The sequence below is a fragment of the Rhodococcus parequi genome, assembly GCF_046042785.1.
In the GTDB taxonomy this organism is placed as follows: Bacteria; Actinomycetota; Actinomycetes; order Mycobacteriales; family Mycobacteriaceae; genus Prescottella; species Prescottella parequi.
In genome coordinates, this window is sequence record NZ_JBDLNV010000007.1 from 252,802 (window position 1) to 277,878 (window position 25,077).

23 protein-coding genes are annotated in these 25,077 nt (G+C 69.9%); 11 read left to right on the forward strand and 12 right to left on the reverse strand.

What is annotated here, in order from left to right; genetic code table 11:
- Positions 1-71: 71 nt before the first annotated feature.
- The gene (locus tag ABEU20_RS20305) at positions 72-1,040 is read left to right on the forward strand and encodes a sigma-70 family RNA polymerase sigma factor (protein ID WP_420166167.1); all 969 of its coding nucleotides are present in this window, start codon (positions 72-74) and stop codon (positions 1,038-1,040) included.
- A gap of 91 nt (positions 1,041-1,131) precedes the next feature.
- Here ABEU20_RS20305 and ABEU20_RS20310 read toward each other — a convergent pair whose 3' ends face one another.
- On the reverse strand, positions 1,132-3,828 hold the full coding sequence (locus ABEU20_RS20310; RefSeq protein WP_420166168.1) for a bifunctional acetate--CoA ligase family protein/GNAT family N-acetyltransferase: 2,697 nt from the start codon (positions 3,826-3,828) through the stop codon (positions 1,132-1,134).
- Complete coding sequence (locus ABEU20_RS20315) at positions 3,821-5,095, reverse strand: acetoin utilization protein AcuC (protein WP_420166169.1); 1,275 nt, start codon at positions 5,093-5,095, stop codon at positions 3,821-3,823. Before ABEU20_RS20315 ends, ABEU20_RS20310 begins: the two co-directional genes overlap by 8 nt.
- Before the next feature lie 176 nt (positions 5,096-5,271).
- On the opposite strand from ABEU20_RS20315, the gene ABEU20_RS20320 reads away from it, so the two are divergent.
- Positions 5,272-5,958, forward strand: coding sequence for a metal-dependent transcriptional regulator (locus ABEU20_RS20320; protein WP_420166170.1), 687 nt, complete (start codon positions 5,272-5,274; stop codon positions 5,956-5,958).
- 45 nt (positions 5,959-6,003) lie between these two features.
- Positions 6,004-6,999 carry a UDP-glucose 4-epimerase GalE gene (gene galE / locus ABEU20_RS20325; protein ID WP_420166171.1) on the forward strand — a complete coding sequence of 332 codons (996 nt, stop codon included), beginning with the start codon at positions 6,004-6,006 and terminating at the stop codon, positions 6,997-6,999.
- On the opposite strand, the gene ABEU20_RS20330 is transcribed toward galE, so the two are convergent.
- On the reverse strand, positions 6,996-8,105 hold the full coding sequence (locus ABEU20_RS20330) for a DUF4192 domain-containing protein (protein WP_420166172.1): 1,110 nt from the start codon (positions 8,103-8,105) through the stop codon (positions 6,996-6,998). The genes galE and ABEU20_RS20330 overlap by 4 nt on opposite strands.
- 151 nt (positions 8,106-8,256) lie before the next feature.
- Positions 8,257-8,937 (reverse strand): DUF5642 family protein, encoded by a 681-nt coding sequence (locus tag ABEU20_RS20335; RefSeq protein WP_420166173.1) that lies wholly within the window; start codon positions 8,935-8,937, stop codon positions 8,257-8,259.
- A 211-nt stretch (positions 8,938-9,148) separates the two neighbouring features.
- Between ABEU20_RS20335 and ABEU20_RS20340 the strand changes: the two genes are divergently transcribed.
- The 5 genes from ABEU20_RS20340 to ABEU20_RS20360 all read left to right on the forward strand — a co-directional run bounded on the left by ABEU20_RS20340 (position 9,149) and on the right by ABEU20_RS20360 (position 15,028).
- A complete protein-coding gene (locus ABEU20_RS20340; protein WP_420166174.1) occupies positions 9,149-10,102 on the forward strand; it encodes a proteasome assembly chaperone family protein in 954 nt (317 codons plus the stop codon).
- Positions 10,103-10,283: 181 nt separating this feature from the next.
- Positions 10,284-11,321, forward strand: coding sequence for an alpha/beta fold hydrolase (locus ABEU20_RS20345; RefSeq protein WP_420166175.1), 1,038 nt, complete (start codon positions 10,284-10,286; stop codon positions 11,319-11,321).
- Positions 11,322-11,396: 75 nt separating this feature from the next.
- The gene (locus ABEU20_RS20350) at positions 11,397-13,916 is read left to right on the forward strand and encodes a DEAD/DEAH box helicase (protein WP_420166176.1); all 2,520 of its coding nucleotides are present in this window, start codon (positions 11,397-11,399) and stop codon (positions 13,914-13,916) included.
- A 74-nt stretch (positions 13,917-13,990) separates the two neighbouring features.
- On the forward strand, positions 13,991-14,641 hold the full coding sequence (locus tag ABEU20_RS20355; RefSeq protein WP_420166177.1) for a TM7S3/TM198-like domain-containing protein: 651 nt from the start codon (positions 13,991-13,993) through the stop codon (positions 14,639-14,641).
- 87 nt (positions 14,642-14,728) lie between these two features.
- Positions 14,729-15,028: a DUF1540 domain-containing protein gene (locus ABEU20_RS20360; protein WP_420166178.1), complete on the forward strand. Its 300-nt coding sequence runs from the start codon at positions 14,729-14,731 to the stop codon at positions 15,026-15,028.
- 39 nt (positions 15,029-15,067) lie between these two features.
- Here ABEU20_RS20360 and ABEU20_RS20365 read toward each other — a convergent pair whose 3' ends face one another.
- Positions 15,068-15,499 (reverse strand): DUF5997 family protein, encoded by a 432-nt coding sequence (locus ABEU20_RS20365; RefSeq protein ID WP_420166179.1) that lies wholly within the window; start codon positions 15,497-15,499, stop codon positions 15,068-15,070.
- Between the two features lie 73 nt (positions 15,500-15,572).
- Here ABEU20_RS20365 and ABEU20_RS20370 point away from each other — a divergent pair, with 73 nt between their 5' ends.
- Positions 15,573-16,343, forward strand: coding sequence for a LysR substrate-binding domain-containing protein (locus ABEU20_RS20370; RefSeq protein WP_420166180.1), 771 nt, complete (start codon positions 15,573-15,575; stop codon positions 16,341-16,343).
- A gap of 25 nt (positions 16,344-16,368) precedes the next feature.
- On the opposite strand, the gene ABEU20_RS20375 is transcribed toward ABEU20_RS20370, so the two are convergent.
- Positions 16,369-17,301: a LysR substrate-binding domain-containing protein gene (locus tag ABEU20_RS20375; RefSeq protein ID WP_420166181.1), complete on the reverse strand. Its 933-nt coding sequence runs from the start codon at positions 17,299-17,301 to the stop codon at positions 16,369-16,371.
- A gap of 105 nt (positions 17,302-17,406) precedes the next feature.
- Between ABEU20_RS20375 and ABEU20_RS20380 the strand changes: the two genes are divergently transcribed.
- Positions 17,407-18,084: a PhzF family phenazine biosynthesis protein gene (locus tag ABEU20_RS20380; protein WP_420166182.1), complete on the forward strand. Its 678-nt coding sequence runs from the start codon at positions 17,407-17,409 to the stop codon at positions 18,082-18,084.
- Between the two features lie 29 nt (positions 18,085-18,113).
- Here the strand turns inward: ABEU20_RS20380 and ABEU20_RS20385 are convergent, their stop codons facing one another.
- The 3 genes from ABEU20_RS20385 to ABEU20_RS20395 all read right to left on the reverse strand — a co-directional run bounded on the left by ABEU20_RS20385 (position 18,114) and on the right by ABEU20_RS20395 (position 20,205).
- Entirely contained in the window at positions 18,114-18,416 is a 303-nt protein-coding gene (locus tag ABEU20_RS20385; protein ID WP_420166183.1) for a hypothetical protein, read from the reverse strand.
- A gap of 159 nt (positions 18,417-18,575) precedes the next feature.
- Positions 18,576-19,163, reverse strand: coding sequence for a transglycosylase family protein (locus tag ABEU20_RS20390; protein ID WP_420166184.1), 588 nt, complete (start codon positions 19,161-19,163; stop codon positions 18,576-18,578).
- Positions 19,164-19,518: 355 nt separating this feature from the next.
- The gene (locus ABEU20_RS20395) at positions 19,519-20,205 is read right to left on the reverse strand and encodes a hypothetical protein (protein ID WP_420166185.1); all 687 of its coding nucleotides are present in this window, start codon (positions 20,203-20,205) and stop codon (positions 19,519-19,521) included.
- Positions 20,206-20,222: 17 nt separating this feature from the next.
- Between ABEU20_RS20395 and ABEU20_RS20400 the strand changes: the two genes are divergently transcribed.
- Positions 20,223-20,474 (forward strand): hypothetical protein, encoded by a 252-nt coding sequence (locus ABEU20_RS20400; protein ID WP_420166186.1) that lies wholly within the window; start codon positions 20,223-20,225, stop codon positions 20,472-20,474.
- Between the two features lie 3 nt (positions 20,475-20,477).
- On the opposite strand, the gene ABEU20_RS20405 is transcribed toward ABEU20_RS20400, so the two are convergent.
- Genes ABEU20_RS20405 through ABEU20_RS20415 form a run of 3 tightly spaced genes read right to left on the reverse strand, consistent with a single transcriptional unit; the run spans position 20,478 to position 24,936 of the window.
- Positions 20,478-22,463 carry an ABC transporter permease/substrate-binding protein gene (locus ABEU20_RS20405; RefSeq protein WP_420166187.1) on the reverse strand — a complete coding sequence of 662 codons (1,986 nt, stop codon included), beginning with the start codon at positions 22,461-22,463 and terminating at the stop codon, positions 20,478-20,480.
- A 5-nt stretch (positions 22,464-22,468) separates the two neighbouring features.
- Positions 22,469-23,965, reverse strand: coding sequence for a sugar ABC transporter ATP-binding protein (locus tag ABEU20_RS20410; protein WP_420166188.1), 1,497 nt, complete (start codon positions 23,963-23,965; stop codon positions 22,469-22,471).
- Positions 23,962-24,936: a ribokinase gene (locus ABEU20_RS20415; RefSeq protein WP_420166189.1), complete on the reverse strand. Its 975-nt coding sequence runs from the start codon at positions 24,934-24,936 to the stop codon at positions 23,962-23,964. The genes ABEU20_RS20410 and ABEU20_RS20415 overlap by 4 nt, the downstream gene beginning before the upstream one ends.
- Positions 24,937-25,077 lie beyond the last annotated feature (141 nt).

Below are 25,077 nucleotides of genomic sequence, written 5' to 3' on the forward strand. Positions count from 1 at the left end.
ATCGTCTCGGGAACTTTCCCGGACCGTCGAAGCGTTGAGGGATATGAGACACCCCGACGAGGAGGCAGGTCATGACAAGCCCCGGCACCACTCGACCCCGCACCATCGACTCCGATCTGGACGGCCAGAGCCCGGCCGCGGATCTCGTTCGCGTCTACCTGAACGGGATCGGCCGCACGGCCCTGCTGACAGCCGCCGACGAGGTCGATCTGGCGCGGCGTATCGAGGCGGGGCTGTACGCCGCCCACGTGCTCGCGAACAAGAAGCGCCTCACCGCCGCGAAGAAGCGCGATCTGGCGATCATCGTGCGGGACGGCGAGGCGGCACGCCGCCATCTCCTCGAGGCCAACCTTCGCCTCGTGGTCTCCCTCGCGAAGCGCTACACCGGTCGCGGCATGCCGCTCCTGGACCTGATCCAGGAGGGCAACCTCGGTCTGATCCGCGCGATGGAGAAGTTCGACTACGCGAAGGGCTTCAAGTTCTCCACGTACGCCACGTGGTGGATCCGTCAGGCGATCACCCGCGGTATGGCCGATCAGAGCCGCACGATCCGGCTCCCCGTCCACCTCGTCGAGCAGGTCAACAAGCTCGCCCGCATCAAGCGCGAACTGCACCAGCAGCTCGGTCGCGAGGCCACCGACGAGGAACTGTCGCAGGAGTCGGGGATCCCCGAGCACAAGATCGCCGATCTGCTCGACCACAGTCGCGACCCGGTGAGCCTGGACATGCCCGTCGGCAACGACGAAGAGGCCCCGTTGGGCGACTTCATCGAGGACTCCGAGGCCACATCCGCGGAGAACGCCGTGATCGCCGGGCTGTTGCACAGCGATGTCCGCAGCGTCCTGGCCACGCTCGACGAGCGTGAGCAGCAGGTGATTCGTCTGCGCTACGGCCTCGACGACGGCCAGCCGCGCACCCTCGACCAGATCGGCAAGCTGTTCGGACTCTCCCGCGAACGTGTGCGGCAGATCGAACGCGAGGTGATGGGCAAGCTCCGCCAGGGTGAGCGCGCCGATCGTCTGCGCGCGTACGCGAGCTGATCCTTCTACTCACAGGCTTCCCGGCCGGTCTCCGCCCCTCCCCCTCGGGTTCGGAGATCGGCCGGGATTTCTCGTTCTCGGTGTTGCGGGCTCACCACTCCCGGAGTCGGCGCGGCCCCAGGTCCGCCAGACTCGGCTCGGGCCCGATCCGGACCCGGGCGTCGGTGACCTGGGCACCCTCGGCGGACGCGAGCACCGGCTCACATGCGAGAGAGCGGACCTCCGGCAGGTCGTCGGCCAGAGCGGAGACCCGCTGGACCAGATCGACGAGCGCCTTCTTGTTCACCGGCGCGGCGCTGCGGTAGCCGGACAGCAGCGGCGCGGCCTTCGGCGCGTCGATCAGTTCGGTCGCCTCGTCCTCGGTCAGCGGCAGAACCCGGTACGCGCGATCTCCCAGGAGGTCGGAGATGACGCCGGCCAGGCCGAACGAGATGAGCGAACCGAACGACGGGTCGTCCTGCACCCCGACGACGCAGCCGATGCCCTTGGTCGCCATCCTCTGCACGTGCAGCAACGGTTCCCCCGACGCAGCCGCGAGGTCGCGGTACGCGAGGCGCACCGAGTCCGGCCCCACCAGATCCAGCCGTACGCCACCGAGGTCGGGGCGGTGCCGCCACAGCTCGCCGGTCGCTTTGACCGCGACGGGGTATCCCAGTTCGTCGGCGGCGGCGACCGCTTCCTCCTCGGTGGTGGCCGCACGGAACTCGACCACGGGGACGCCGTAGCACTCGAGCAACTGCGCAGCCTCGAAGTCCGAGAGCCACCGGCCGTTCGACTCTCCCAGCCAGCCCTCGACGAGGGTGCGGGCCCGGTCGGGATCGATGCCGTTGGGCCGGACCACCTTCGACACCGGCCGGCCCCGCCACGCGGCGTAGCGCCACGCGCGGGCCAGTGCGAGCGCCGCACGCTCGGGTCCGGGGAACGACGGCACCGACCCGCGCGTCGGATGCCCGTCGGGCCCGCGGACCGCGAGTACGTCCGGAATCCCCTCGGCCGCGAGGAACGTGGTGAGGATCGGCTTGTCGGTCTCGACGACCGCCTCTCGCAGCGCCTGCGCGTACGGCTCGACGGCGACCGCGACGGGCGGGGCGAAGACCGCGATGACGGCGTCCACGTCGAACGACGCGAGTGCGGTCGACACCGCGTCCGCGAACAACTCGGGGGTGGCCTGCGCGCCGAGGTCGACCGGCTCCCCCACCTGCAGGCCCTCGCGGCGGGCCGCGTCGACGGCCAGGACGCCCAGCGCGGTCGAGTTGCCGATCACGGCGACCCGCGGCCCCGCCGGCAGCGGCTGATAGCCGAACAGCATCGCGCAGTCGAAGAGCTGCGAGATCGAGCCGACCTGCACGACGCCGGCCTGTTCGAACAGGGACCGCACGATCGAGTCGTCCATCTCGACGCCGGTCGCGGCGTGTGCCGGCGGCACCGCGTGCCGGCCGCTCTTGACCGCGACGATCGGCTTGTTGCGGGCCACCCGGCGGGCGATACGGGAGAACTTGCGGGGATTGCCGAAGCTCTCCAGGTACAGCAGCACGACCTCGGTGTCGGGATCGGTGTCCCAGAACTGCAGCAGGTCGTTACCGGAGACGTCCGCGCGGTTGCCGGCCGAGACGAACGTCGACAGGCCCAGGTGCCGTTTCGCGGCCTGGTCGAGGATCGCGATGCCGAGGGCGCCGGACTGACAGAAGAAGCCGACCCGGCCCGGCTTCGGCAGCACCGGAGCGAGCGTCGCGTTGAGCGACACCGCCACATCGTTGTTCGCGACGCCGAGCGCGTTCGGTCCGATCAAGCGCATCCCGTGCGCACGGGCCGCGTGCACGAGGCGACGCTCGGAATCCCGCCCGTCGGGCCCGGTCTCGCCGAAACCCGCCGACACCACCACGAGTGCCTTGACGCCCTTGGCGAGACAGTCGTCGAGCACCGCGTCGATCGATTCGGCCGGGACCGCGACGACGGCGAGGTCCACGTCGTCGGGGATGTCGCGCACCGTCGGATAGGCGCGGACACCGCGCACCGACCGATGTTCGGCATTCACCGGATAGACCGGCCCGGAGAAGTTGCCCTGCAACAGGTTCGCCAGGACCGCGTTGCCGACCTTGGAGCTGTCGGTGGACGCGCCGATCACCGCCACCGATCGCGGGCTGAGCACGTTGCGGACGCTGCGGGCCTCGGCGGCGCGCTCGCGCGAATTCCGTACCGACAGCAGCGCCTCCGTCGGGTCGATCGCGAACTCGAGGCGCAGCACACCCCCGTCGAAGCTGCGGCTGACCTGGTATCCGGCCTCGCGGAACACCGAGACCATGTTGCGGTTCTCGGCCAGCACCTCGGCGACGAACATGTTCAGTCCGTTCTCGGCGGCGGCGCCGGCGAGGTGCTCGAGCAGGATCGGCCCGAGCCCGCGCCCCTGGTGCGCATCCGCGACCACGAACGCGACCTCGGCGGAGCGGCCGTCGCCGACGTCGAGCAGGCGCTCGTAGCGTCCCACCGCGATGATCTCGTCGCCGAGGATCGCGACGAAGGCGACGCGGTTGCGATGATCGACCGTCGTGAAGTTGACGACGTCACGCTTGGACATGGTCGGGTACGGACCGAAGTACCGCAGATAGCGGGTGCGTTCCGAGAGCTTGCCGTGGAACTCGACGAGCTTGTCGGCGTCCTCGGGGACGATCGGCCGCAGGTGGACGACGCCTCCGTCCGACGCGAGCACGTCCGCCAGCCAGTGCCGCGGAAAGTTCCGCGCGCGTTCGGGATCGACTTGCTTGCCGTCTTTGGCGGTGCCGTCAGTCACGGGGATCCTCCGGATCGAGGCCGAGCAGTGGGAACGTGGCGCGGCGGGTCGCGATGATCGCCGCGTCGATGCGGGTGAGGGCGCGGTCCATCGAGGCGACACCGGTCTCCGGCGTCCCGCCCGGCCCGTCCCAGGGCAGGTACTTCGTGTCGCCGCCCTCCCCCATCGTCGTCGGCAGGTCGACGCTGGGCGCGATGGCGTGCGCCTTCTCACGCCAGCCGTCCGGGATCGCCGTGGCGGGGTCGACCTCGCGATCGAGCGCGGCGGCGATGAGATGGGTCCACGACCTCGGCACGACCCGCACCAGCCCGTATCCGCCGCCACCCACCGCGAGCCAGCGTCCCTCCGCGTACCGGTCGGCGAGGTCGCGCATCGCGAGATACGCGGCCCGCTGACCGTCGACCGTCAGGGCGAGATCGGCCAACGGATCCTCGCGGTGGTTGTCGGCACCGCACTGGCTGATCACGATCTGCGGCCGGAACCCCGCGATCGCGGCCGGCACGACCGCGTGGAATCCCCTCAGCCACAGCGCATCACTGGTGCCCGGCAGGACCGGGAGGTTGACCGCGGTGCCCTCGGCGGCGCCGGACCCCACCTCGCTCGACCACCCGGTGTTCGGCCACAGCGTCGCGGGATGCTGGTGGATCGAGATGGTCATCACTCGGGGATCGCCGAGGAACGCGTGCTGCACGCCGTCGCCGTGGTGCGCGTCTATGTCGACGTACGCGATGCGGTCGAAACCGTTGTCCAGCAACCAGGAAATGGCGATCGCTGCGTCGTTGTAGACGCAGAACCCGGACGCCCAGTCGGCCATCGCGTGGTGCATGCCGCCGCCGATGCTCACCGCGCGCCGTGCGCGGCCGGACGCGATCTCCTTCGCCGCGGCCAGGGAACCGCCCGCGAGCACCGCGCTGGCCTCGTGCATCCGGGGAAAGATCGGGTTGTCGTCGGTGCCGAGTCCGTGCCGGGTCTCCAGTTCCGGGGGCAGCGCCCCGTCCGAGGCGTCGCCCGCGAGCTTGACCGCGTCGATGTACGCGGGGGTGTGGATGCGGAGGAGATCGGCGTCGGACGCGGCGTCCGGTCGGACCATCTCGGCGCCCTCGATCAGCCCCAGTCCGTCGGCGAGGGCCATCGTGAGGTCGAGTCGCGTCGGGTTCATCGGGTGCTGCGGACTCCAGCGATAGCTGAGATAGTCCGGACTCCAGACCACGACGCGATCCGATCCGGTGGTTGCTGTGCCCCTGCCGGGACCTGACGACGCGGCCATTCACTCAAGCTACTTGGCGCGATGCCGCCCGCGCGAGGCGCCACGAACGGGGGTGGAGGAGACGGTCGCGGGACCGCGCGGACCGGAACACGTGCGACGCGTTTCACGTCGGTGTCGGAGCGGGACCGACAAACCGAAATGCCCGGTAGAATCACGCAAGACGAAGGGGTGTGAGAGTGAAGGATCTGGTCGACACCACGGAGATGTATCTCCGGACGATCTACGACTTGGAAGAAGAGGGCGTTGTCCCGCTCCGCGCGCGGATCGCCGAACGACTCGAGCAGAGCGGTCCGACCGTGAGCCAGACGGTTGCTCGCATGGAGCGCGACGGACTGCTCCAGGTGGCGGGTGACCGTCATCTCGAGCTCACCGAGAAGGGCCGCAACCTCGCGGTCGCGGTGATGCGCAAGCATCGCCTCGCCGAGCGCCTGCTCGTCGACATCATCGGCCTCGAGTGGGATCAGGTGCACGCCGAGGCGTGCCGCTGGGAGCACGTGATGAGCGAGGATGTCGAGCGGCGCCTCGTCGAGGTGCTGAAGAACCCGACGACCTCGCCGTACGGCAATCCGATCCCGGGTCTGGCGGACCTGGGCCTGGACCGCCCGTCCGGCAGTGTGGAAACGCTGATCAGGCTCACGGACGTGCCGCCGGGCAAGCCGACCGCCGTGGTCGTGCGGCGCCTCGCCGAGCACGTGCAGTCCGATCCCGAACTGATCGGGCAGCTGCGTGAGGCGGGCGTCGTGCCCGACGCCCGGGTTACAGTCGAGACGCGACCCGGCTCGGTGACGATCACCGCGTCCGGTCACGACGAATTCGACCTTCCCGAGGAAATGGCCCACGCCGTCCAGGTGAAGCAGGTCTGACGCCTCGCTTCGCGTGTCCGGCTGCGGCACGCGAGGAGATGAACTGTGAGACTTCTGGTTACCGGCGGCGCAGGATACGTCGGCAGCGTGTGCACCACCGTGCTGCTCGAACGTGGCCACGAGGTGGTCGTCGTCGACGACCTCTCGACCGGAAACGCCGACGCGGTGCCGGAGGGCGCCGAGTTCATCGAGGGTGACATCGCCGCTGTTGCCGGGTCCGTACTCGGATCCGGCAACAGCGCACCCCGTTTCGACGGTGTGTTGCATTTCGCCGCGCAGTCGCTGGTGGGCGAGTCCGTCGAGCGCCCGGAGCAGTACTGGCAGGGCAATGTCGTGACGACGCTCGCACTGCTCGAGGCGATGCGGCTGTCGGGCACACCGCGCCTGGTGTTCTCGTCGACCGCGGCGACGTACGGCGAGCCGGAGCGCACCCCCATTACCGAGGACGCGCCGACCCGCCCGACCAATCCGTACGGCGCCACGAAACTCGCGATCGACCACGCGATCACGTCCTACGCGAACGCACACTCGCTCGCCGCGACCAGCCTGCGCTATTTCAACGTCGCCGGCGCGTACAAGGGCGCCGGTGAGAACCGGGTCGTGGAAACGCATCTCATTCCCCTCGTTCTCCAGGTAGCACTGGGCCAGCGCGAGAAGATCTCGGTGTTCGGCACCGACTGGCCCACCAAGGACGGCACCGCGGTGCGCGACTACATCCACGTCCTGGACCTGGCGGACGCGCACCTCCTGGCCCTGGAGTCGTCGGTCGCCGGCCGACACCGCATCTACAACCTGGGCAGTGGCGCAGGTTTCTCTGTCCGCGAGGTCATTTCGGCCTGCGCACGCGTGACCGGTCTGCCGATTGCGGCCGAGGACGCGCCTCGCCGTGCGGGTGATCCTGCCGTGTTGATCGCCTCCAGCGATCGCGCTGTCGACGAACTCGGCTGGCGCCCAGCGCATACCGATCTCGACGAGATCGTCTCCGACGCCTGGACATACCTGCAGGCCCTGGGCGACCGGTCGCACGCCGCGCGGCGCTAGGTCAGCGGCGGCAGAGGCACACCCAGCTCGGCCGCGATGTCGCGGCCGACGTCGGCGAGTTCACGCAGGACGTCCGGGCGCATGCCGCGCTGCAGTGCATCGTCGAGGAGAGTGGCGAGGCGATGGCAGGGGTCGGCCGCGAGCGCCGCGGTCAGTGCGACCCCTGCCATCGGACCGTCCCCGCGGAGGTACGCACCGAACCCCAGGAGCGCGAGCGGTTCGGCCCGTTCCGGCTCGGGTAGTGCACGCGCCAGGGCGATCCACAACTGCTCGGCGTCGTCCGCGTACGCGCCGGCCGACAACGCCAGCAACGCGTCTCGCACCCGCGGATTCTCCAGCACGAGAGCGAGTTCCGCACACTCCTCGGTTGTCGCTTCCTCCCCGGCGGCGGTTCGGGCGATCCCGACGAGCACCCGTTCGAGTCCGTGCCGGTCGACCCCGTTCGGGTCGGTGGCGGTCCGCGCCACCCCGTCTCCGCAAGAGATCCGGGCGCGCGCGTCGTCGATGAGGTAGGCGACGCGTTGCTGGTCGTCGAGCGAATTCGGGAGCAGCACGGCCTCGAGTTCGTCGCGGGACGCTCGGATGGCGCGCCCCCCGAGAACCTGGGCGACGGCGACCCGCGACGCCGTCGGGTCCGGGAGCACTCCGCGCGCGGTCCCGTCGAGCCCGGTCCACTCGGCACCGGTCACGATGCGGGCGACGAGATGGGTCGCGGCGATCTCGATCCCGTGGGCCCCGAGAAGCTCGTCGAACACGGTCACGATCTCCCGGTAGGGCGCGAGATCACACGGCGAGGGCCGGTCGGGCAATCGGTCGTCGACCATGACGACCAGGATCCGGTCGGCGCCTTCACGAACGGCAACCGCGGTGAACTGTTCGAGCACGATGCGCATCACGGCGGTCTCACCCGGGCGGAGGTCGTGCCGCATCACAGCGCCGACCGAGGTTCCGGTCAGGCAGATCACGACGAGCGAGCGGTGCGGGTGGAAGCCGAGGAGGGCGGGTACCGCGCTGACGAGGTCGCCGGGATCGGAGATGCGCACCGCTCGTGCCGTGCGCGGGTCGTGGGGACAGGGTGAATCGTGTGCGGAGGTCGGTGTCGTCATGCCACGACGATGCCGCCCGACCCGGCGACGGTGATCGCGGCGACCTGGGGCGATGCCCGCCCTGTGGATGAGCGGCCGGCCTGTGCAGAACCCGTCGTCCCGGCAGCCTCGGGTGCCGTCGCTGTCAGGGTCGTGTGTTAACGCCGCTCCCTCATCCCGTACGGACCTTCTGGACGGCCGTGGTGAAGAGTTCGTCGAGGATTGCTGCGTCGTCGCCACCCGGTTCGTCGCCGAAGGACATGTACGTAGCCTGGATCCGCACATCGGCGACCTGCGCGATCAGCGTGAGCATCGACTGCGTCACCGTGCCGCCCTGCCGCCCGGATTCGACGGTCCGCCGCAGCGCGAGCGTGTCGTCCGCCTCGATGCCGGGCGGCGGAGTGACCGTGGTCCGCACCGCCACGTCGACGCCGTTCGCCGTCGCGGTCACGTCCGGACATTCGACCAACTGCGCCTCGAGTTCCGCGAGCGGAGGCCCCGCGCGGACCAGTTCCACCGTGATGGTCGACCGGGTCACCGAATCCGTACCGACCACCATCGCGGTTCCGTTCGGTCCGTAGTCCTGTTGCGGCGGCTTGCATCCCGGCGGGACGACGCGAGCACCGGTCGCGATCCCGGTGAGATCGGGGGCCGCCTGCGAAACCGCCTGCGCGGGAAGAACGACCGCGGGGTAGGCAGGCGGGAAGGCCTCCGGTTCGAGCAGCAGCTCCCCGAGCGGCCGGGACGGCGACGCCTCCCGCGCCGGCGTCGCCGTGCCGGGGACAACCGTCCCACACCCGGCGACGAGCACCACCGAACCCAGCGCGAGCGCGCAGAGCCGACGTTGCGTCATATGGCGCCCTCCTGCACGTTTCGCTCACGGTCCCGCCCGTCAGCCACACCCTGTCACACGGCCGGACCACACGGAATGATTCGCGGGCCGCCGATGTTGGTCCTCTGGTGGCGGGTTGCGACCCGCCGCGCGCCTACACGGCTCCCCTTTTCGGACGACGGGAGGCGGTGAGGGACACTGGAAGAAGACGTTCGATCGAAAAGGAGCCGTCATGGACGAGCAGTCGAAGATGTACGAGCTGGAATTCCCGGCACCGCATCTGTCCTCGGCCGACGGCCAGGGTCCGGTGTTGATCCACGGCCTCGAGGGCTTCTCCGACGCCGGACACGCGGTGAAGCTGGCCACCAAGCACCTGCGCGAGAGCCTCGAGACGGAACTGGTCGCGTCGTTCGCGGTGGACGAGCTGATCGACTACCGGTCGCGGCGGCCCACGATGACGTTCAAGGCCGACCACTTCTCGGACTTCGACGCTCCGCAACTGAACCTGTACGCGCTGCGGGACACCGCCGGCACCCCGTTCCTACTCCTCGCAGGCATGGAACCCGATCTGCGGTGGGAGCGGTTCACCACCGCGGTGCGGCTGCTCTCCGAGCAGTTGGGCGTCCGCCGCACGGTCGGCATCAACGCCATTCCGATGGCCGTCCCCCACACCCGTCCACTGAGCGTGACGGCACATTCGACGAACAAGGAATTGATCAAGGATCATCACCGCTGGTCCGGCGAGCTTCAGGTGCCGGGCAGCGCGTCGTCGCTCCTCGAACTGCGGATGAGCCAGCACGGACACGAGTCGGTGGGCTTCTCCGTGCACGTGCCGCACTATCTCGCACAGACCGAGTACCCGGCCGCCGCCGAGACGCTGCTCGAGAACGTCATGGAGATCGCAGATCTCGAGCTCCCGCTGGTCGCGCTCGGCGAAGCCGCCGCGCGCGTCCGTGAGCAGATCGACGAGCACATCACCTCCAACGAGGAGGTCCAGTCGGTGGTGAAGGCGCTCGAGAACCAGTACGACTCGTACGTGGCGGCGCAGGAGCAGCAGTCGACGCTGCTGGCGGGCGACGAGGATCTGCCGAGCGGCGACGAACTCGGAGCCGAGTTCGAGCGGTTCCTGGCGGAGCAGGCTCGTATCGACGGGGAGACCGACCGGGACACCGACGAGGACCGCTGAGCAATCTCGTTGCCGAGCCGTTCGGTCGTTCGTCCAGGTATCGTCGATAACGAAACCTTTACGTTATCCGAAGTCACACTTGTGACAACTGCGCCACCTACGCTCTCGGTGCACGGATATACTCGGACGATCGATTATCTGAGCGTCGCCCGCCCGGCGGGTGGTGGCTTCAGGAGGCGATATGAGCGACTCTCGTACGCGGATGCTCCGCCCGGTGCCGGACACCGAGCCACGGATGGTCTTCCGGACCATCCACGGTTACCGGCGCGCCTTCCGCATCGCCGGTGAGGGGCCCGCTCTTCTCCTGATCCACGGAATCGGCGACAACTCGTCGACCTGGAGCGAGATCATTCCGCACCTGGCCGAGAAGTACACGGTCATCGCGCCGGATCTGCTCGGTCACGGGCGTTCGGACAAGCCGCGTGCGGACTATTCGGTGGCGGCTTATGCCAACGGCATGCGAGACCTGCTGTCGGTTCTGGACATCGACAAGGTGACGGTCGTCGGCCACTCGCTCGGCGGCGGGGTCGCGATGCAGTTCGCGTACCAGTTTCCGCACATGGTCGACCGTTTGGTGCTGGTGTCGGCGGGCGGCGTCACCAAGGACGTCCACCCGCTGTTGCGTCTGATCTCGATGCCGGTCGTCAACGAGGCCCTCAAGCTGCTGCGCGTTCCCGGCGCGATGACCGCGGTGCGGGCGATCGGCGACGTGGTGTCCCGGATACACGGTTCGCCGCTCCGCCCGGGCGCCATGCTGCACGACACTCCCGATCTGGTCCGGGTGCTCGGTGGGCTGCCCGATCCCACGGCATACGAGGCATACCTGCGGACACTGCGATCCGTCGTCGACTGGCGCGGGCAGGTGGTCACGATGCTGGACCGCTGTTATCTGACGGAGAACCTGCCCGTGCAGCTCATCTGGGGCGCACGCGACTCGGTCATCCCTGTCAGCCATGCGCGGCTCGCCCATTCTGCGATGCCGGGTTCGCGCCTGGACGTCTTCGACGACGCGGGCCACTTCCCGTTCCGGGACGATCCGATGCGTTTCCTCGACGTCCTCGAGAGCTTCCTCGATTCGACGTCGGCGCTCGAGTTCGACGAGGATCGCTGGCGCGCGCTGCTCACGGACGGCGTCGGCGAGTCCACGATCACCGGCGCGCCGGAGACCCGAATGGCGGTGCTCGACGCGATGGGGTCCGACGAGCGCAGCGCCACCTGACGGGCGCCCGCCGCACCCGCGGGTCCGGAATGCCCGCGTGGCCCGTCCGCCCCTGCGAGGCTCTAGCCTGTAACGGTGCTGCTTCCCGATCTGCTCCCCGACACCGTCGGCCCCACCGACGTCGATGCCGACGCCCTCTTCGACGCGTTCACCTCGTGGACCGGCGATCGTGGCCTGCAGCTGTACCCGGCGCAGGAGGAAGCGCTCATGGAGCTGGTCTCCGGGGCGAACGTGATCCTGGCGACGCCGACGGGTTCCGGAAAGTCGATGGTGGCGCTGGGCGCCCACTTCTTCGCGCTCGCCGAAGGCCGTCGCACGTTCTACACCGCACCCATCAAGGCGCTGGTGAGCGAGAAGTTCTTCGCACTGTGCGAGGTGTTCGGTGCCGACAAGGTCGGGATGATGACCGGCGACGCGTCGGTGAACTCGTCGGCGCCGATCATCTGCGCTACGGCCGAGATCGTCGCGAATCTCGCGCTGCGCGAGGGGGCCGGCTCCGACATCGGCCAGGTCGTGATGGACGAGTTCCACTTCTATTCCGAGCCGGACCGCGGCTGGGCCTGGCAGGTGCCGCTGATCGAGTTGCCCCAGGCCCAGTTCCTGCTGATGTCGGCGACGCTCGGCGACGTCACGCACCTGCGTGAGGACCTCACCCGCCGGACCGGACGTCCGACGACCGAGGTGTCGGGCTCCGAACGTCCGGTGCCGCTGCATTTCTCGTATTCGCAGACGCCGATCGGCGAGGAGATCGAGGAACTCGTCACCACCCATCAGGCCCCGGTGTACGTCGTGCACTTCACGCAGGCGGCGGCACTCGAGCGCGCGCAGGCGCTGACGAGCGTCAATCTGTGCAGCCGCGCCGAGAAGGACGCGATCGCCGAGGCGATCGGTGCGTTCCGGTTCACCACAGGGTTCGGAAAGACGTTGTCGCGCCTGGTGCGTCACGGCATCGGCGTCCACCACGCCGGCATGCTGCCCAAGTACCGGCGCCTCATCGAGCGACTGGCGCAGGACGGGCTGCTCAAGGTGATCTGTGGCACCGACACGCTCGGTGTCGGCATCAACGTGCCGATCCGCACCGTGCTGCTGACGGGCCTGACGAAGTTCGACGGCACCCGCACCCGTCAGTTGCGGGCGCGCGAGTTCCACCAGATCGCCGGGCGCGCAGGACGAGCCGGCTACGACACGATGGGCACGGTCGTCGTGCAGGCGCCGGAGCACGAGATCGAGAACGTGCGGGCGCTCGCCAAAGCCGGCGACGATCCGAAGAAGCGCCGCAAGGTGCAGCGCAAGAAGGCACCCGAGGGATTCGTCTCGTGGGGCGAGGGCACGTTCGACAAGCTGATCGTCGCGTCTCCCGAGCCGCTCGTCTCGCGATTCTCGGTGAGCAACTCGATGCTGCTGAACGTGATCGCTCGCCCGGGCAACTGCTTCCAGGCCATGCGTCACCTGCTCGAGGACAACCACGAGTCGCGACCGGCGCAGCGCAAGCACATTCTCAAGGCCATCCGCCTGTACCGGGGTCTGCTGCAGGCGGGCATCGTGCAGCAACTCGACGAGCCCGACGAGTACGGCCGTATGGCGCGACTGACAGTGGATCTGCAGCGGGACTTCGCGCTCAACCAGCCGCTGTCGCCGTTCGCACTCGCCTCGCTGGAACTGCTCGATCCCGAATCCCCCGGCTACGCACTCGACGTCGTGTCGATCATCGAGTCGACGCTCGACGATCCGCGGCAGATCCTTATGGCGCAGCAGCACGCGGCGCGCGGCGAGGCCGTTGCCGAGATGAAGGCGGACGGCATCGAGTACGAGGAGCGGATGGAGCTCCTCGAGGAGATCACGTGGCCGAAGCCGCTGGCGGACATCCTCTTCCCGGCGTTCGAGACGTACCGTGCCGGGCATCCGTGGATGAGCGAGTTCGCCCTCTCCCCCAAGTCCGTGGTCCGCGACATGGTGGAGCGGTCGATGACGTTCGCCGAACTCGTGAGCCACTACGGCCTCGCGCGATCCGAGGGATTGGTGCTGCGCTATCTCGCCGACGCGTATCGCGCACTGCGGCAGACGGTTCCGGCCGAGGCCCGCACCGAGGAACTCGAAGATCTCACCGAGTGGCTCGGCGAGCTGATCCGCCAGGTGGATTCGAGCCTGCTCGACGAGTGGGAGCAGCTCACCAATCCGGGCGCCGAGTCCGACGACCAGCAGGTGGCGTTCGGCGCCGACATCCCGCGGCCGATCACCGCGAATACCCGCGCGTTCAAGGTGATGGTCCGCAACGCGATGTTCCGCCGCGTCGAACTGGCGTCCCGGCAGCGCTGGGACGAGCTCGCCGCACTCGGTGACGGTCTCGACGCCGACGACTGGGCGGACTTGCTGGAGTTGTACTTCGACGAGTACGACGAGATCGGAACCGGCCCGTCCGCGCGCGGCCCGCTGCTGTTCCAGGTCACCGTCGAGCCGACGCTGTGGCGGGTCCGACAGGTCCTCGAGGACCCGAACGGCGACCACGGCTGGGCGCTGCTCGGAGAGGTCAATCTGGCGGAGTCCGACGCGGCCGGCGAGGTCGTGTTCGACGAATTCGAGGTGGCCGAGGGCTGATCCGCCCCGACGGCCTCCGCGTGTTGCCCGGCAGCATCCCCTGAAAACAGACCGCTGCGGACTACGGTCGCGGCATGACCGACGTCCTGCTGGGGATCCTCGCCGTTCTGGCCGGAGCAGTCTTCTGCTTCCGCGGCCTTCCCGCGATGCGGGTCGTCATCGCCTTCTGGGGAGCCTTCGTCGGTTTCGGCCTCGGCGCCGGACTGGTGTCCGCGATCGGCGGCGACAGCTACCTGTCGACGGCGCTGGGCTGGATCGTCGGCATCCTGGTCGCAATTCTGTTCGCGATCCTTGCCTACCTCTACTACGCGGTCGCGGTCGTCCTGGCGATGGCCTCGGCCGGATTCGCGCTCGGTGCCGGTGCGACGGTGGCGCTGGGCGTGACGTGGAACTGGGTGATCGTCCTCGTCGGTGTGCTGATCGGGATCGCGCTGGCAGTGCTCGCACTGGCGGCAGATCTGCCGGCGATACTGCTGGTGATCGTCAGCGCGCTCGGTGGAGCGGTGGCGATCGTCGGTGGCGCGATGCTGCTCACCGGTGTCCTCGACGCCGCCGACTTCGGGCACGCGTCGATCACCCGCACCATCGACGACGACTGGTGGTGGTACGTGGTGTACCTCGTGCTCGCCGTCGCCGGCGTGGTGGTGCAGCTACGGTTCCTCGGCCGCGAACGGTCACTGCGCGCGCAGTGGCAGCAGGCGCCGGAGCGCACCCAGAGCGCTTAGGGCAGCCCATCCTTGCTGGTCAGGCCCTCACCACGCGGATACCGTGAGGTGGCACCAGGACGACCGTCGAGATGTCCGGAGGGCCACATGACCACGATGGAAATGCCCCACGTCACCGACTGTTCGGTGACCGACTGCTCCTACAACCACGACGGCTGTCACGCCTTCGCGATCAATGTCGCGGGCAGCAACGGCAGCGCCGACTGCGAGACGTTCATCCCACTGTCCACCAAGGGTGGGCTCGACACCGTGACGAGCATGGTCGGGGCGTGCCAGCGCGCCGACTGCAAGCACAATCGCGATCTCGAGTGCAGTGCCACCGAGGTCCGGGTCGGCGCCGGTACCGGCGACCACGCGGCGCGCTGCCTCACGTACAGCCCCCGCTGATCCGGCCGGGTCGACGATGGACCCGGCCGAGCCGGGAGATCAGACCGAAGGCTTGAAGGGGCCCGCGTTGCGCGGCCGCCGATTGGATTCCTCGCGCTTGGCGGCCTGCTGCTCGCGGATCCGCTTCTCGTCCTTGCGGACCTCGACCAGGTTGGCGCGCTCGGCAACCAGCCAGTCGGGCTGATCGGCGAGCAGCGCGTCGATCTGCGCGGTGGTGAGCGCCTCGTCCACACCGCCGCGGGCGAGGCCGGAGATGGACACGCCGAGTTTGGCGGCGACGACGTCCTTGGGGTGCGGGCCCTCCTTGCGGAGGGTGACGAGCCACTCCGGCGCGTCGGCCTGCCATGCGTTGAGCTCGTCGCGGGTCACCACACCGTCCTGGAACTCGGCGGGGGTGGCCTGGAGGTACACACCCAGCTTCTTGGCCGCGGTTGCGGGCTTCATCGTCTGGGGGGTCTTCTGCGACGTCATGTGTCAAGGGTATCGAGCACGCGTGGCGCGGCTGCACGGGTGGCTCCCGAAGAGCGCCGGGTAGCCTTGCCGGGTGACCGAGGCGCCTGCATCCCGACCGTTCCGGCTCGCGTACGTCCCCGGTGTCGTCCCCGCGAAGTGGGTCCGTATCTGGGGCGAGCGCGTGACCGACACTCCACTCGAACTGGTGGCCGTCGATGCTGCCGACGCGCCGGCGGCCCTGCACGAGGACCGCGCCGACGCGGCCCTGCTGCGACTTCCGATCGACCGGACCGGCCTGAGTGTCATCACACTGTACGAGGAGGTGCCGGTCGTCGTCGTCCCCAAGGACCACGTGTTCACGGCCGCCGAGGAAGTCGCCCTGACCGACCTCGCCGAGGAACTGGTACTCGACCCTCTCGACACCCCTCTCGTATGGGAGACGCTTCCGGGTCGACCGGCTCAGGATCGCCCCGCGACGACGGGCGACGCGATCGAACTCGTCGCCGCCGGTGTCGGGGTGGTGGCGGTTCCGATGTCGCTCGCCCGCCTGCACCATCGCAAGGATCTGACGTACCGGCCGGTCGTGGAGGGTCCCGCGTCACAGGTTGCGCTGTCGTGGCCCGCGGATCGCACGACCGAACTGGTCGAGGAGTTCATCGGCATCGTGCGCGGACGCACGGCCAACAGCTCGCGTGGGCCCAACCCGCACGAGACCCCGAAGACCAAGGAGAGGACGCCGCGGGCGGCCAAACCGCGCACCGCGAAACAGCAGCCGGCCAAGGCGGGCAAGGCCCGTGCCCAGGATTCGCGTCGCGGCAAGCCCGGCAGCAAGGCCAAGCCGGGAGGCCGCAAGCGACGCTGAGCCGCCGCCGGAGACCGGTGCGGCCTCAGGCGGGCACGGTCGCCACGCCCACCGGAGCCGCGGCCCGGAGCAGCCCGGCCAGCTGCCTGTAGCCCTCCGCCCGGCCGCTCGAGGCCCGGAACACGAGCCCGACGGTCCGGCCCGGCGCGGGCGCGGCGAAGCGCGCGGTGCCGAGGTCGCCGCGCCGGGTCTCGACCGGCACCGCGGAATCCGGCACCAGAGTCACTCCCAGCCCCCCGGCCACGCACTGCACGACGGTCGCGAGCGACGTGGCCCGGGTGTCCCCGGAGAGCGGGTGCGCGTCCACCGAGCGGCACAGGTCCAACGTCTGATCCCGCAGGCAGTGTCCCTCGTCGAGGAGCAGCAGGGGCAGCTCGTCCAGCACCTGGAGGGGAAGGTCGTCGCGCCCGGCGAGGACGTGCTCCCGCGGTAGCACGACAACGAAGTCCTCACGGTAGAGCGGGATTTCGATCAGGCCGGGCGCCTCGGACGGCAACGCCAGAACCGCGACGTCGATCGCGCCGGCGCGGAGGGCATCGAGCAGGCGGGCGGTCTGATCCTCGATGACTTGCGGCACCAGGGCCGGCATCTCCCGGCGGATCGCGGGCAGCAGCGCCGGCAGCACGTACGGCGCGACGGTCGGGATCAGGCCGATGCGCAGCGGGCCGACGAGGCTGTCCCCCACCCCGGCGGCCGCGGCGACGAAGCCGTCCGCGGCGTCGAGGATCAGTTTGGCCTGTGCGAGCAGTTGCTCGCCCGCCGCGGTGACCAGGACCCGGCGGGTACTCCGTTCGATCAGCTGCACCCCGAGCCCGTTCTCGAGCGAGGCGAGCGATTGGGACAGCGTCGGCTGGCTCACGCTCAAGCGTGCGGCGGCGGTGCCGAAGTGGCGGTACTCGGCCACCGCGACGAAGGCGCGGAGCTGCGACAGCGTCGGTTGATAGGTCCCATCAGCCATGCCTATCAGTGTAGTAGCACCTATCGCCTTTCCCTCTCGGGAATCGGTCGGCGGCACGCGCGGCTCCACGCACGCTCCGCTCCGTCACAGCGATAGCCTGGGCGCATGTCGATCGAAGTCCATGTCGTCCGAGTGTTCACCGATCCCGACGGCAAGCACGGAAATGCCCTGGGCATCGTCGACGCGGCCGCGGTCGCCATCCCGGAACGCCAGGGTCTCGCGAAGGTTCTCGGATTCAGCGAGACGGTGTTCGTCGATCTGCCGGCGCCCGGAGAGACCGTCGCCCGCGCACAGATCTTCACACCCGCCACGGAACTGGCCTTCGCCGGGCATCCCACCGTCGGCCTGTCGTGGTGGCTCACGCAGCAGGGCAGCGGCGTCACGACCCTCGCCGTGCCCGCCGGCCGGGTCGCGACGGCCGACCGGCACGGTGCGACATGGGTTCGTGCACATCCGGACTGGGCGCCCGACTTCGCGCTGTATCCGATGCCGGACGTGCGCGACGTCCTGCACGCTCGTGCCCGCGACTTCACCGAGGGGCACCACTACGTCTGGGCGTGGGAGGACGAGGTCGAGGGCCGGATCCGGTCCCGCATGTTCGCGCCGGGCCTCGGTATCCCCGAGGACGAGGCGACCGGCGCGGCCGCGGTACGGATCACCGCGCACCTGCGCCGGTCTCTGCTCGTCAACCAGGGCCGCGGGTCACAGATCCGGACCAGGTTCGACGACGACTGGGTCGAGGTCGGCGGCCGCGTGGAGCCGGAGCGCACGTTGACGGTCTGATCGCCCGGCCGCGACGGGGAACCCAATGGTCAACTGCTGCTGCCGAAGCCCAGGGTGTCGGGAGCGAAGACGACTCGATACCAGACACCCTCGGCGGCGTCGTAGGTGCAGGGCTCGATCACGACGGCTCGATAGGCCTTCTCGAGCGCGAGCGCCTTGTTGCACAGGTACTCGGCACCCTCGCCGGAGAACTCCCCGCGATACAGGGGCCCGAACCGCCACGGGGTCGCCTCCGCGGAACCGACGCCGAGCGAGGTGGCGACCACCACCGGCACCGCCACCGCGGCCAGCATCGAGGCTGTACGTCGAACAGTTCGAAGAGATCGCGTCACGACAACTCCCTTACGGATAGGGCCGATGTCCGTATCGTCGCCGCCGACAGACCGATCGTTACGCGCCTCCGGCCCGGGACACGACACAGCCCCACCGGGAGGGGGATACCGGTGGGGCTGTGAGCTGTGCGGCCCGGGGGCCTACGCGGGAGCCGACGCTCAGAGGGCGAGGGTCTGTCCGGGGAAGATCAGGTCGGGGTTCTGGACCTGCGCGGCGAGGTTCGCGAACGCGACGCCGTGGTTATGGGCGATCTGCGAGAGCGTGTCGCCCAGCTGGACGATGTAGTTGCCGACACCGGCGGGCGCCGTCTGGACCCACTCCGCGACCTGCTGCTGGACGGGGGCCGGCGCGGTCACCTGGGCCGGCGCCTGCTGGGCGATCGACTCGACGGAGCCACCCGGAGTGCTGCCGCCGGTGAGGTACTGGCCACACACCGGCCACGCGCCGACACCCTGGCCGTCGAGGACGTTCTCGGCGACGCGGATCTGCTCGGACTGGCTCGCATTGCTCGCGCTGCCGGTGCCGCCGTAGGCCTCCCAGGTGCTCTGCGAGAACTGCAGGCCGCCGTAGTAGCCGTTGCCCGTGTTGGCCGACCAGTTGCCGGACGACTCGCACTCGGCAACGCCGGACCAGTCGTGGCTGCCGGCGGCGGAGGCGGTGCCGGCGCCGAGCGCCAACGGGATCGCGACGACGGCGCCGGTGGCAACGACTGCGCCGAGGGCACGCTTGATGGTGAAGCTGGTCATTCGGGTAGGTCCTCTCCGCTCCTGCCGGAGAGACGGCGTTCGCGCACCGATCCGATCGGGCGGAACTCTCATCCGTCTCACCCCCGCCCCCTCGAAGAATCGGGTGTCCGGATCGCGGGGACAGGGTCGTGCAGCGGCGATCCGGCTCGGTCCGTTGGTCTCGAACCGGTAACGACCGTAGGCGACTGTCACGGAAAGGTCACTGTCCCGGTTTTCGGTACGGACGTCCGAGAACCACCGTCACGCAGCCCTGTTTACGCAGTTGCCTTCGGCGTGTCCGCAAGTCGACAGACCGGTCGTGATCCAGTTGTTATGTGACAATCGACACGCGTTTTCGGTGACCCTGCTCACCCGATCACGGCCGCGGCTGGGCTCCCGCCGCCAGATCTTCCGGGCCGAGGAGGACTGCGATCTCCTCGCCGAGGCTCACGCCCGGCGCCAGCGGCAGGCGATCGCCGCTCCAGAATCGGCCCGGGTCGTACCAATTGGTCCGGCGCTCCGCGGTCAGCAGGCCCATCGCCTCGTAGGTCGAAGCGACCACCTCGGCGCAGTACGCGCTCTCGAGGCCCGCCGACGGACGGCGACGGCCGGGCAGCAGGGATGGCAGACGCCCACCGAACCACCGGGATGCGAGCCGTGTGGTGGACGGGAACGGGGTGCCGTCGAGCCGCGCGATCGCGCGCAGCATCGCGTCCTCCTGCTCACGCGTCACCGGGTCCGCGAGCTGCCGCAGCCAGCCCCGCTGCCCGTAGCGCGCACCCCACACCTGCACCGCCGCACGCAGGTCGTGCAACTGGACACCGCGCTGGAACCTGCCGGTCCACATGTCCTGGAGGGAGCGTCCGAGCTCGGCGTGCCACATGAGCGGCGGGAGATCGTCGAGCACGACGGCCATGCCGACATGATTGACGGGACTGTTGGTGAGGGTCTGGATCGCGCGGTCGGCACCGGACTGCCCCCGGAAGATCCAGATGTCTCCCGTTCGGGTCGCCTCGACCGCCTCGTCGAGGGTGATCTCCGATGAGTGCGTCCGCCGAATCATCCGCCTAGCCTAGAGCGATGCGCATCGACGGCAGGCATCTGTGGAAGGCACTCGGACTGGCGGGCGCGGTGGGCGTCGCCGCGACCGGGGCGCTCGCGGTGCGGGCCGAACGCCAGCGCCGCGCCTACACTCCCGACGAGGTGCGCGACCGACTGCACACGCGGTTCGCCCGAGCGGCCGCGGACACGGACAGTCGCCGGACGGTGGATCTGACTTCCGTCGGACCCACCGTCCGGCAACGTCTCTCGCGCCTGTTGAAGCGGCGCTGATCGTCAGTTGTCGCTGGCGGTGACCACCCGCACCGGCACGCTGTGCACCGCGCCGGTCTCGCTCGTGTCCACGAGCACCGAGTCGCCCGTCGCCTCGACGGCCAGTCGTATGGCGTCGACGCCGAGCACCGTCGGTTGCTGGGCCACATCGGCGTTCACGGTGCCCGCCTCGACCGCCGCCAATCCGTCCGGCGTGCCGTCGAATCCGACGATCTTGATCTGACCGCCGGCGCGGGGGCCGAGCGCCTTGACCGCGCCGAGCGCCATCTCGTCGTTGGCCGCGAACACCCCGCGGATGTCCGGGTTGGACTGCAGCACGTTCGACATCACGTCCAGTGCCTTGGTCCGGTCGAAATCGGCGGGCTGCGACGCGACCACCGTGATTCCCGGGTGCCGGGCGATCTCCTCGTCGAACCCGGCCTGCCGGTCGCGCGCCGCGGACGTGCCCGGCTTGCCCTCGAGGACCGCGACCGGACCTGTGCCCACCAGCTCCGCCAGCTGCCTGGCGGCCAGTCGTCCACCCTCGACGTTGTCGGAGGCCACCGTCGTGACGACGACACCACCGCTCGGCGCGCGATCGAGCGCGATCACCGGGATACCGGCCGCGTTGGCCGCCTGGACGGACGGCACGACGGCGTCGGAGTCGACGGGATTGACGACGATCGCGTCCACCCCACGTGCGATCGCGTTCTGGATGTCGTTGGCCTGCCGGGACGGATCGGATCCGGCGTCGGTGACCGTCAGCTTCACGCCGAGTCGGTCCGCCTCTTCCTGCGCCCCCTCCCGGACGTCGACGAAGAACGGATTGTTCAGTGTCGACAGGGACAGCGCGATGCGGGTGCCGGACGCGCCGCCACTGCGCTGGCGGTCGACGATCGCCCACCCCGCCGCGATCACGACGAGCACCAGCACCGCGGCGCCCGCCTTGCGGACCGCCGGACTCTTCAGCGGTCCGCCGCCCTTGCCGCCGGTGCGGCGGCGCCGCCGCAGCGTGTCGAACAGCACCGCCGCGGCGATGACGGCACCGATCACGACCTGCTGCCAGAAGGCGGAGACGTCGAGCAGGTTGAGGCCGTTGCGCAGGATCGCGAGGATCAACGCGCCGATCAGGGTGCCGACCGCGGTGCCGACGCCACCGGACAGGCTCGCGCCGCCGATGACCACAGCCGCGATCGCGTCGAGTTCGTAGCCGGTGCCCGCCTCGGGCTGCGCCGAGGCCAGCCGGGCCGCGAGCAGGATGCCGGCGACCGCCGCGAAGAGTCCGGACAGCGCGTAGACGAGCACCTGCTGCCGGTTCACCCGGATCCCGGACAGGCGCGCCGCCTCGGGGTTGCCGCCGATCGCGTACATCGCCCGCCCCGCGTACGTGCGGCGCAGGATCAGGCCGGTCGCGATCGCGGCGGCGACCAACACCAGGACGGGATACGGCAGGAAGCCGAACAGCTCACCGCTGCCGAGGGTGGCGAGCCAGCCGTCGACGGGGATGGGCCGGCCGTCGGCGATCACCAACGCGAGACCACGTGCGACGGACAGCATCGCGAGCGTCGCGATGAACGGGGGCATCCGCCCGGCGGTGATGAGGACGCCCGAGACCACACCGGCCAGGACACCCGACGCCATACCGGCGAGCACCGCCAGCCACATGGGGGCGCCCGCGGTCGTCGCGGTCCAGCCGGTGACGATGCCGGACAGGCCCGCGATCGACCCCACCGACAGGTCGATGCCGCCGCTGACGATCACGAACGTCATGCCGAACGCGAGGACCGCGGTCACCGACGCCTGGACCCCGACATTGAGCAGGTTGTTCGTGGTGAGGAAATCCCCCGACAGCAGCGCCAGCAGAACCACGAGGGCGACGAGTGCCGCGAGCGGGCCGCCGGTGCCGCGCACCGACGTCACCCGTCGCCAGAGTCCGCCTCGGGACGATGGGGGCTGCTCGCCCGCCGCCGACGTTCCCGCTCGTGCGGGATCGGTGTTGTTCTCGGGCACCGCCCTCATCCTTCCGTGACCGCGAGAGCCATGACGCTCTCCTGGGTTGCCTGGGTACCGTCCAGCTCGCCGCGGACTCTTCCGTCCGCCATCACGAGCACGCGGTCGCTGAGCCCGAGCAGCTCGGGCAGGTCGCTCGACACGACCACGACGGCCGTGCCGTCGGCGGTCAGTTCGGCGATCAGTTCGTAGATCTCGGCGCGGGCGCCGACGTCGATGCCGCGGGTGGGTTCGTCGAGGATCAGCACGCGGGGCTTGGCCATGAGCCACTTGCCGATGACGATCTTCTGCTGGTTGCCGCCGGACAGGGTGACCGCCGGTTGGTGGGGTCCGTACACGCGGATCCCCATGCGCTGCACGGCGGTCCGGGCTTTCGCCGCCTGGTCGTTCAAGTCGACCAGACCGAGACGGGTGCGGTCCCCGAGCGTCGCGAGGCCCAGGTTCTCCTCGACGGACGCACCGAGCACCAGCCCCTGTCCCGCGCGGTCCTCCGGCACCAGCGCGAGTCCCGCCTCGTGCGCGGCGACGACGTCACCGCGGCGCACCGGGCGGCCGTCGACAAGCACCTCGCCGCGGTCGTACCGGTCGGCGCCGAAGATCGCGCGCACCACCTCGGTGCGGCCCGCGCCGACCAGTCCACCGATGCCGACGACCTCCCCGGCACGCACGGTCAGGTCGACGCCGTCGAACTGGCCGTCCCGACCGAGACCGCGCACGTCGAGGACGACGTCACCGATCTCGTTGCGGCGCGGCGGATACTGCTGGTCGATCGACCGACCCACCATGAGGCGTACCAATTCGTCGACGTCGGTGTCGGCGGGCGCCTCCCCCACCTTCGCGCCGTCGCGCAGGACGGTCACCCGGTCTCCGATCTCGGCGACCTCCCCGAGCAGGTGCGAGATGAACACGACGCCGACGCCGCGGGCGGTGAGGCTGCGCACGATGTCGAACAGTGCGGTGACCTCGCCGCGGCTGAGCACCGCGGTGGGTTCGTCCATCACGAGGAAGCGGGTGTCGATGCTCAGGGCCTTCGCGATCTCGACCATCTGACGCCGGGCGACACCGAGGTCGCCGACGGTCGCGTCGACGTCGAGGTCGAGCCCGGTCCGCTCGAGCAGTTCCCGGGCCTGGCGGCGCATCGCGCGGGTGTCGACGATCCCGAACCGGCGCGGGGGCCTGCCCAGGAAGATGTTCTCGGCCACCGTCAGCTGCGGCACCAGTGCCATCTCCTGGTGGATCGTGGAGATGCCCAGCGCCTCGGCGTCCCCGGGCCCGCGCAGCCGCACCGAGGTTCCGTCCACCCGGATCTCGCCGGTGTCGGGCTGATGCACGCCGGCCATCATCTTGATGAGCGTCGACTTGCCGGCGCCGTTCTCGCCGAGCAGCACGTGCACCTCGCCACCGTGCAGATCGAAGTCCACCGAATCGAGAGCTCGCACACCGGGATACAGCTTGGAGACTCCGTCCAGCTCCAGCCGGCCGGGCCGCGCGGGCCCGCTCACGACCGGCTCGCCTGCCGCGCGGCGAGCACCTGCTCGCGGCTAGGCATCGCGGACTGGGCACCCGACCCGGTGACCGCGATCGCCGCGGCTTCCGCGGCCCAGCGCACGGCGTCCTCGAGCGATTCGCCGCGCACCAGCGCGTCCGCGAGGGCGCCGGCGAACGTGTCCCCGGCTCCGGTCGGATCCGTGACGCGCTCGACGGCGACGGCCGGCACCTCGGTCACCGCACCGGCGCGCACCAGCACCGCACCGTCCGCACCGAGCGTCACCACGACGGCAGCGGGGCCGGACAACCGACCCGCCAGTTCCGCGGCCTGCCCCGCCGTCTCCGGTTCGGTCTCCCCCGCGAGGAGCGCCAACTCCGACCGGTTGACGATGAGCACGTCGACGCGGTCCAGGACCCCGGCGGCGACGGGCCGCGCGGGTGAGGGATTGAGGACGACGGTGCCACCCGCGAGCGCGATCGCGGCGGCGACGGCGTCGTCGGGGATCTCGAGTTGGACGACGGTCACCAGCGCGCGTCGCAGGTCGTCGGCGACGGTCCGCACGGCAGCGGCGTCGAGGTCGCCGTTGGCGCCGGCCAGGACGGTGATGCAGTTCTCGCCGGAGGTGTCGACCTGCACCACGGCGGCACCGGTCCGGGCACCGGGGCGCTTGCCGAGGCCGACGAGGTCGATGCCTTCGGCCGCCAAGGCCTCCCGGACCGTTCCGCCGTCGGCATCATCGCCGACCGCGCCGACGAAGGCGACCCGACGCCCGAGCCGGGCCGCGGCCACGGCCTGGTTCGCGCCCTTGCCGCCGACGTGCTCGGTCGCGCCGGTCCCCAGCACGGTCTCACCGGGCGCCGGCAACCGCGGCACGCGGACGACGGTGTCCACGTTCACGGAGCCCACGACGACGACTTCCGGCGACGCCTCCGGTGACGCACGATCCGGAACGTGCGGGCGCTGGGACTGACGCGTCTGGGACATCGGGACGGCCTCTCGGTCGGACAGAACGACTGCGCCACGAACTGAAATCGTTTTCCGTAGCGGTCCCACGATGACGGAGCGATGCGCCCGCGTCAAGGCGGTGCAATGCGTACATTCCGGTCTGGATTGCCCGGAGTTCCG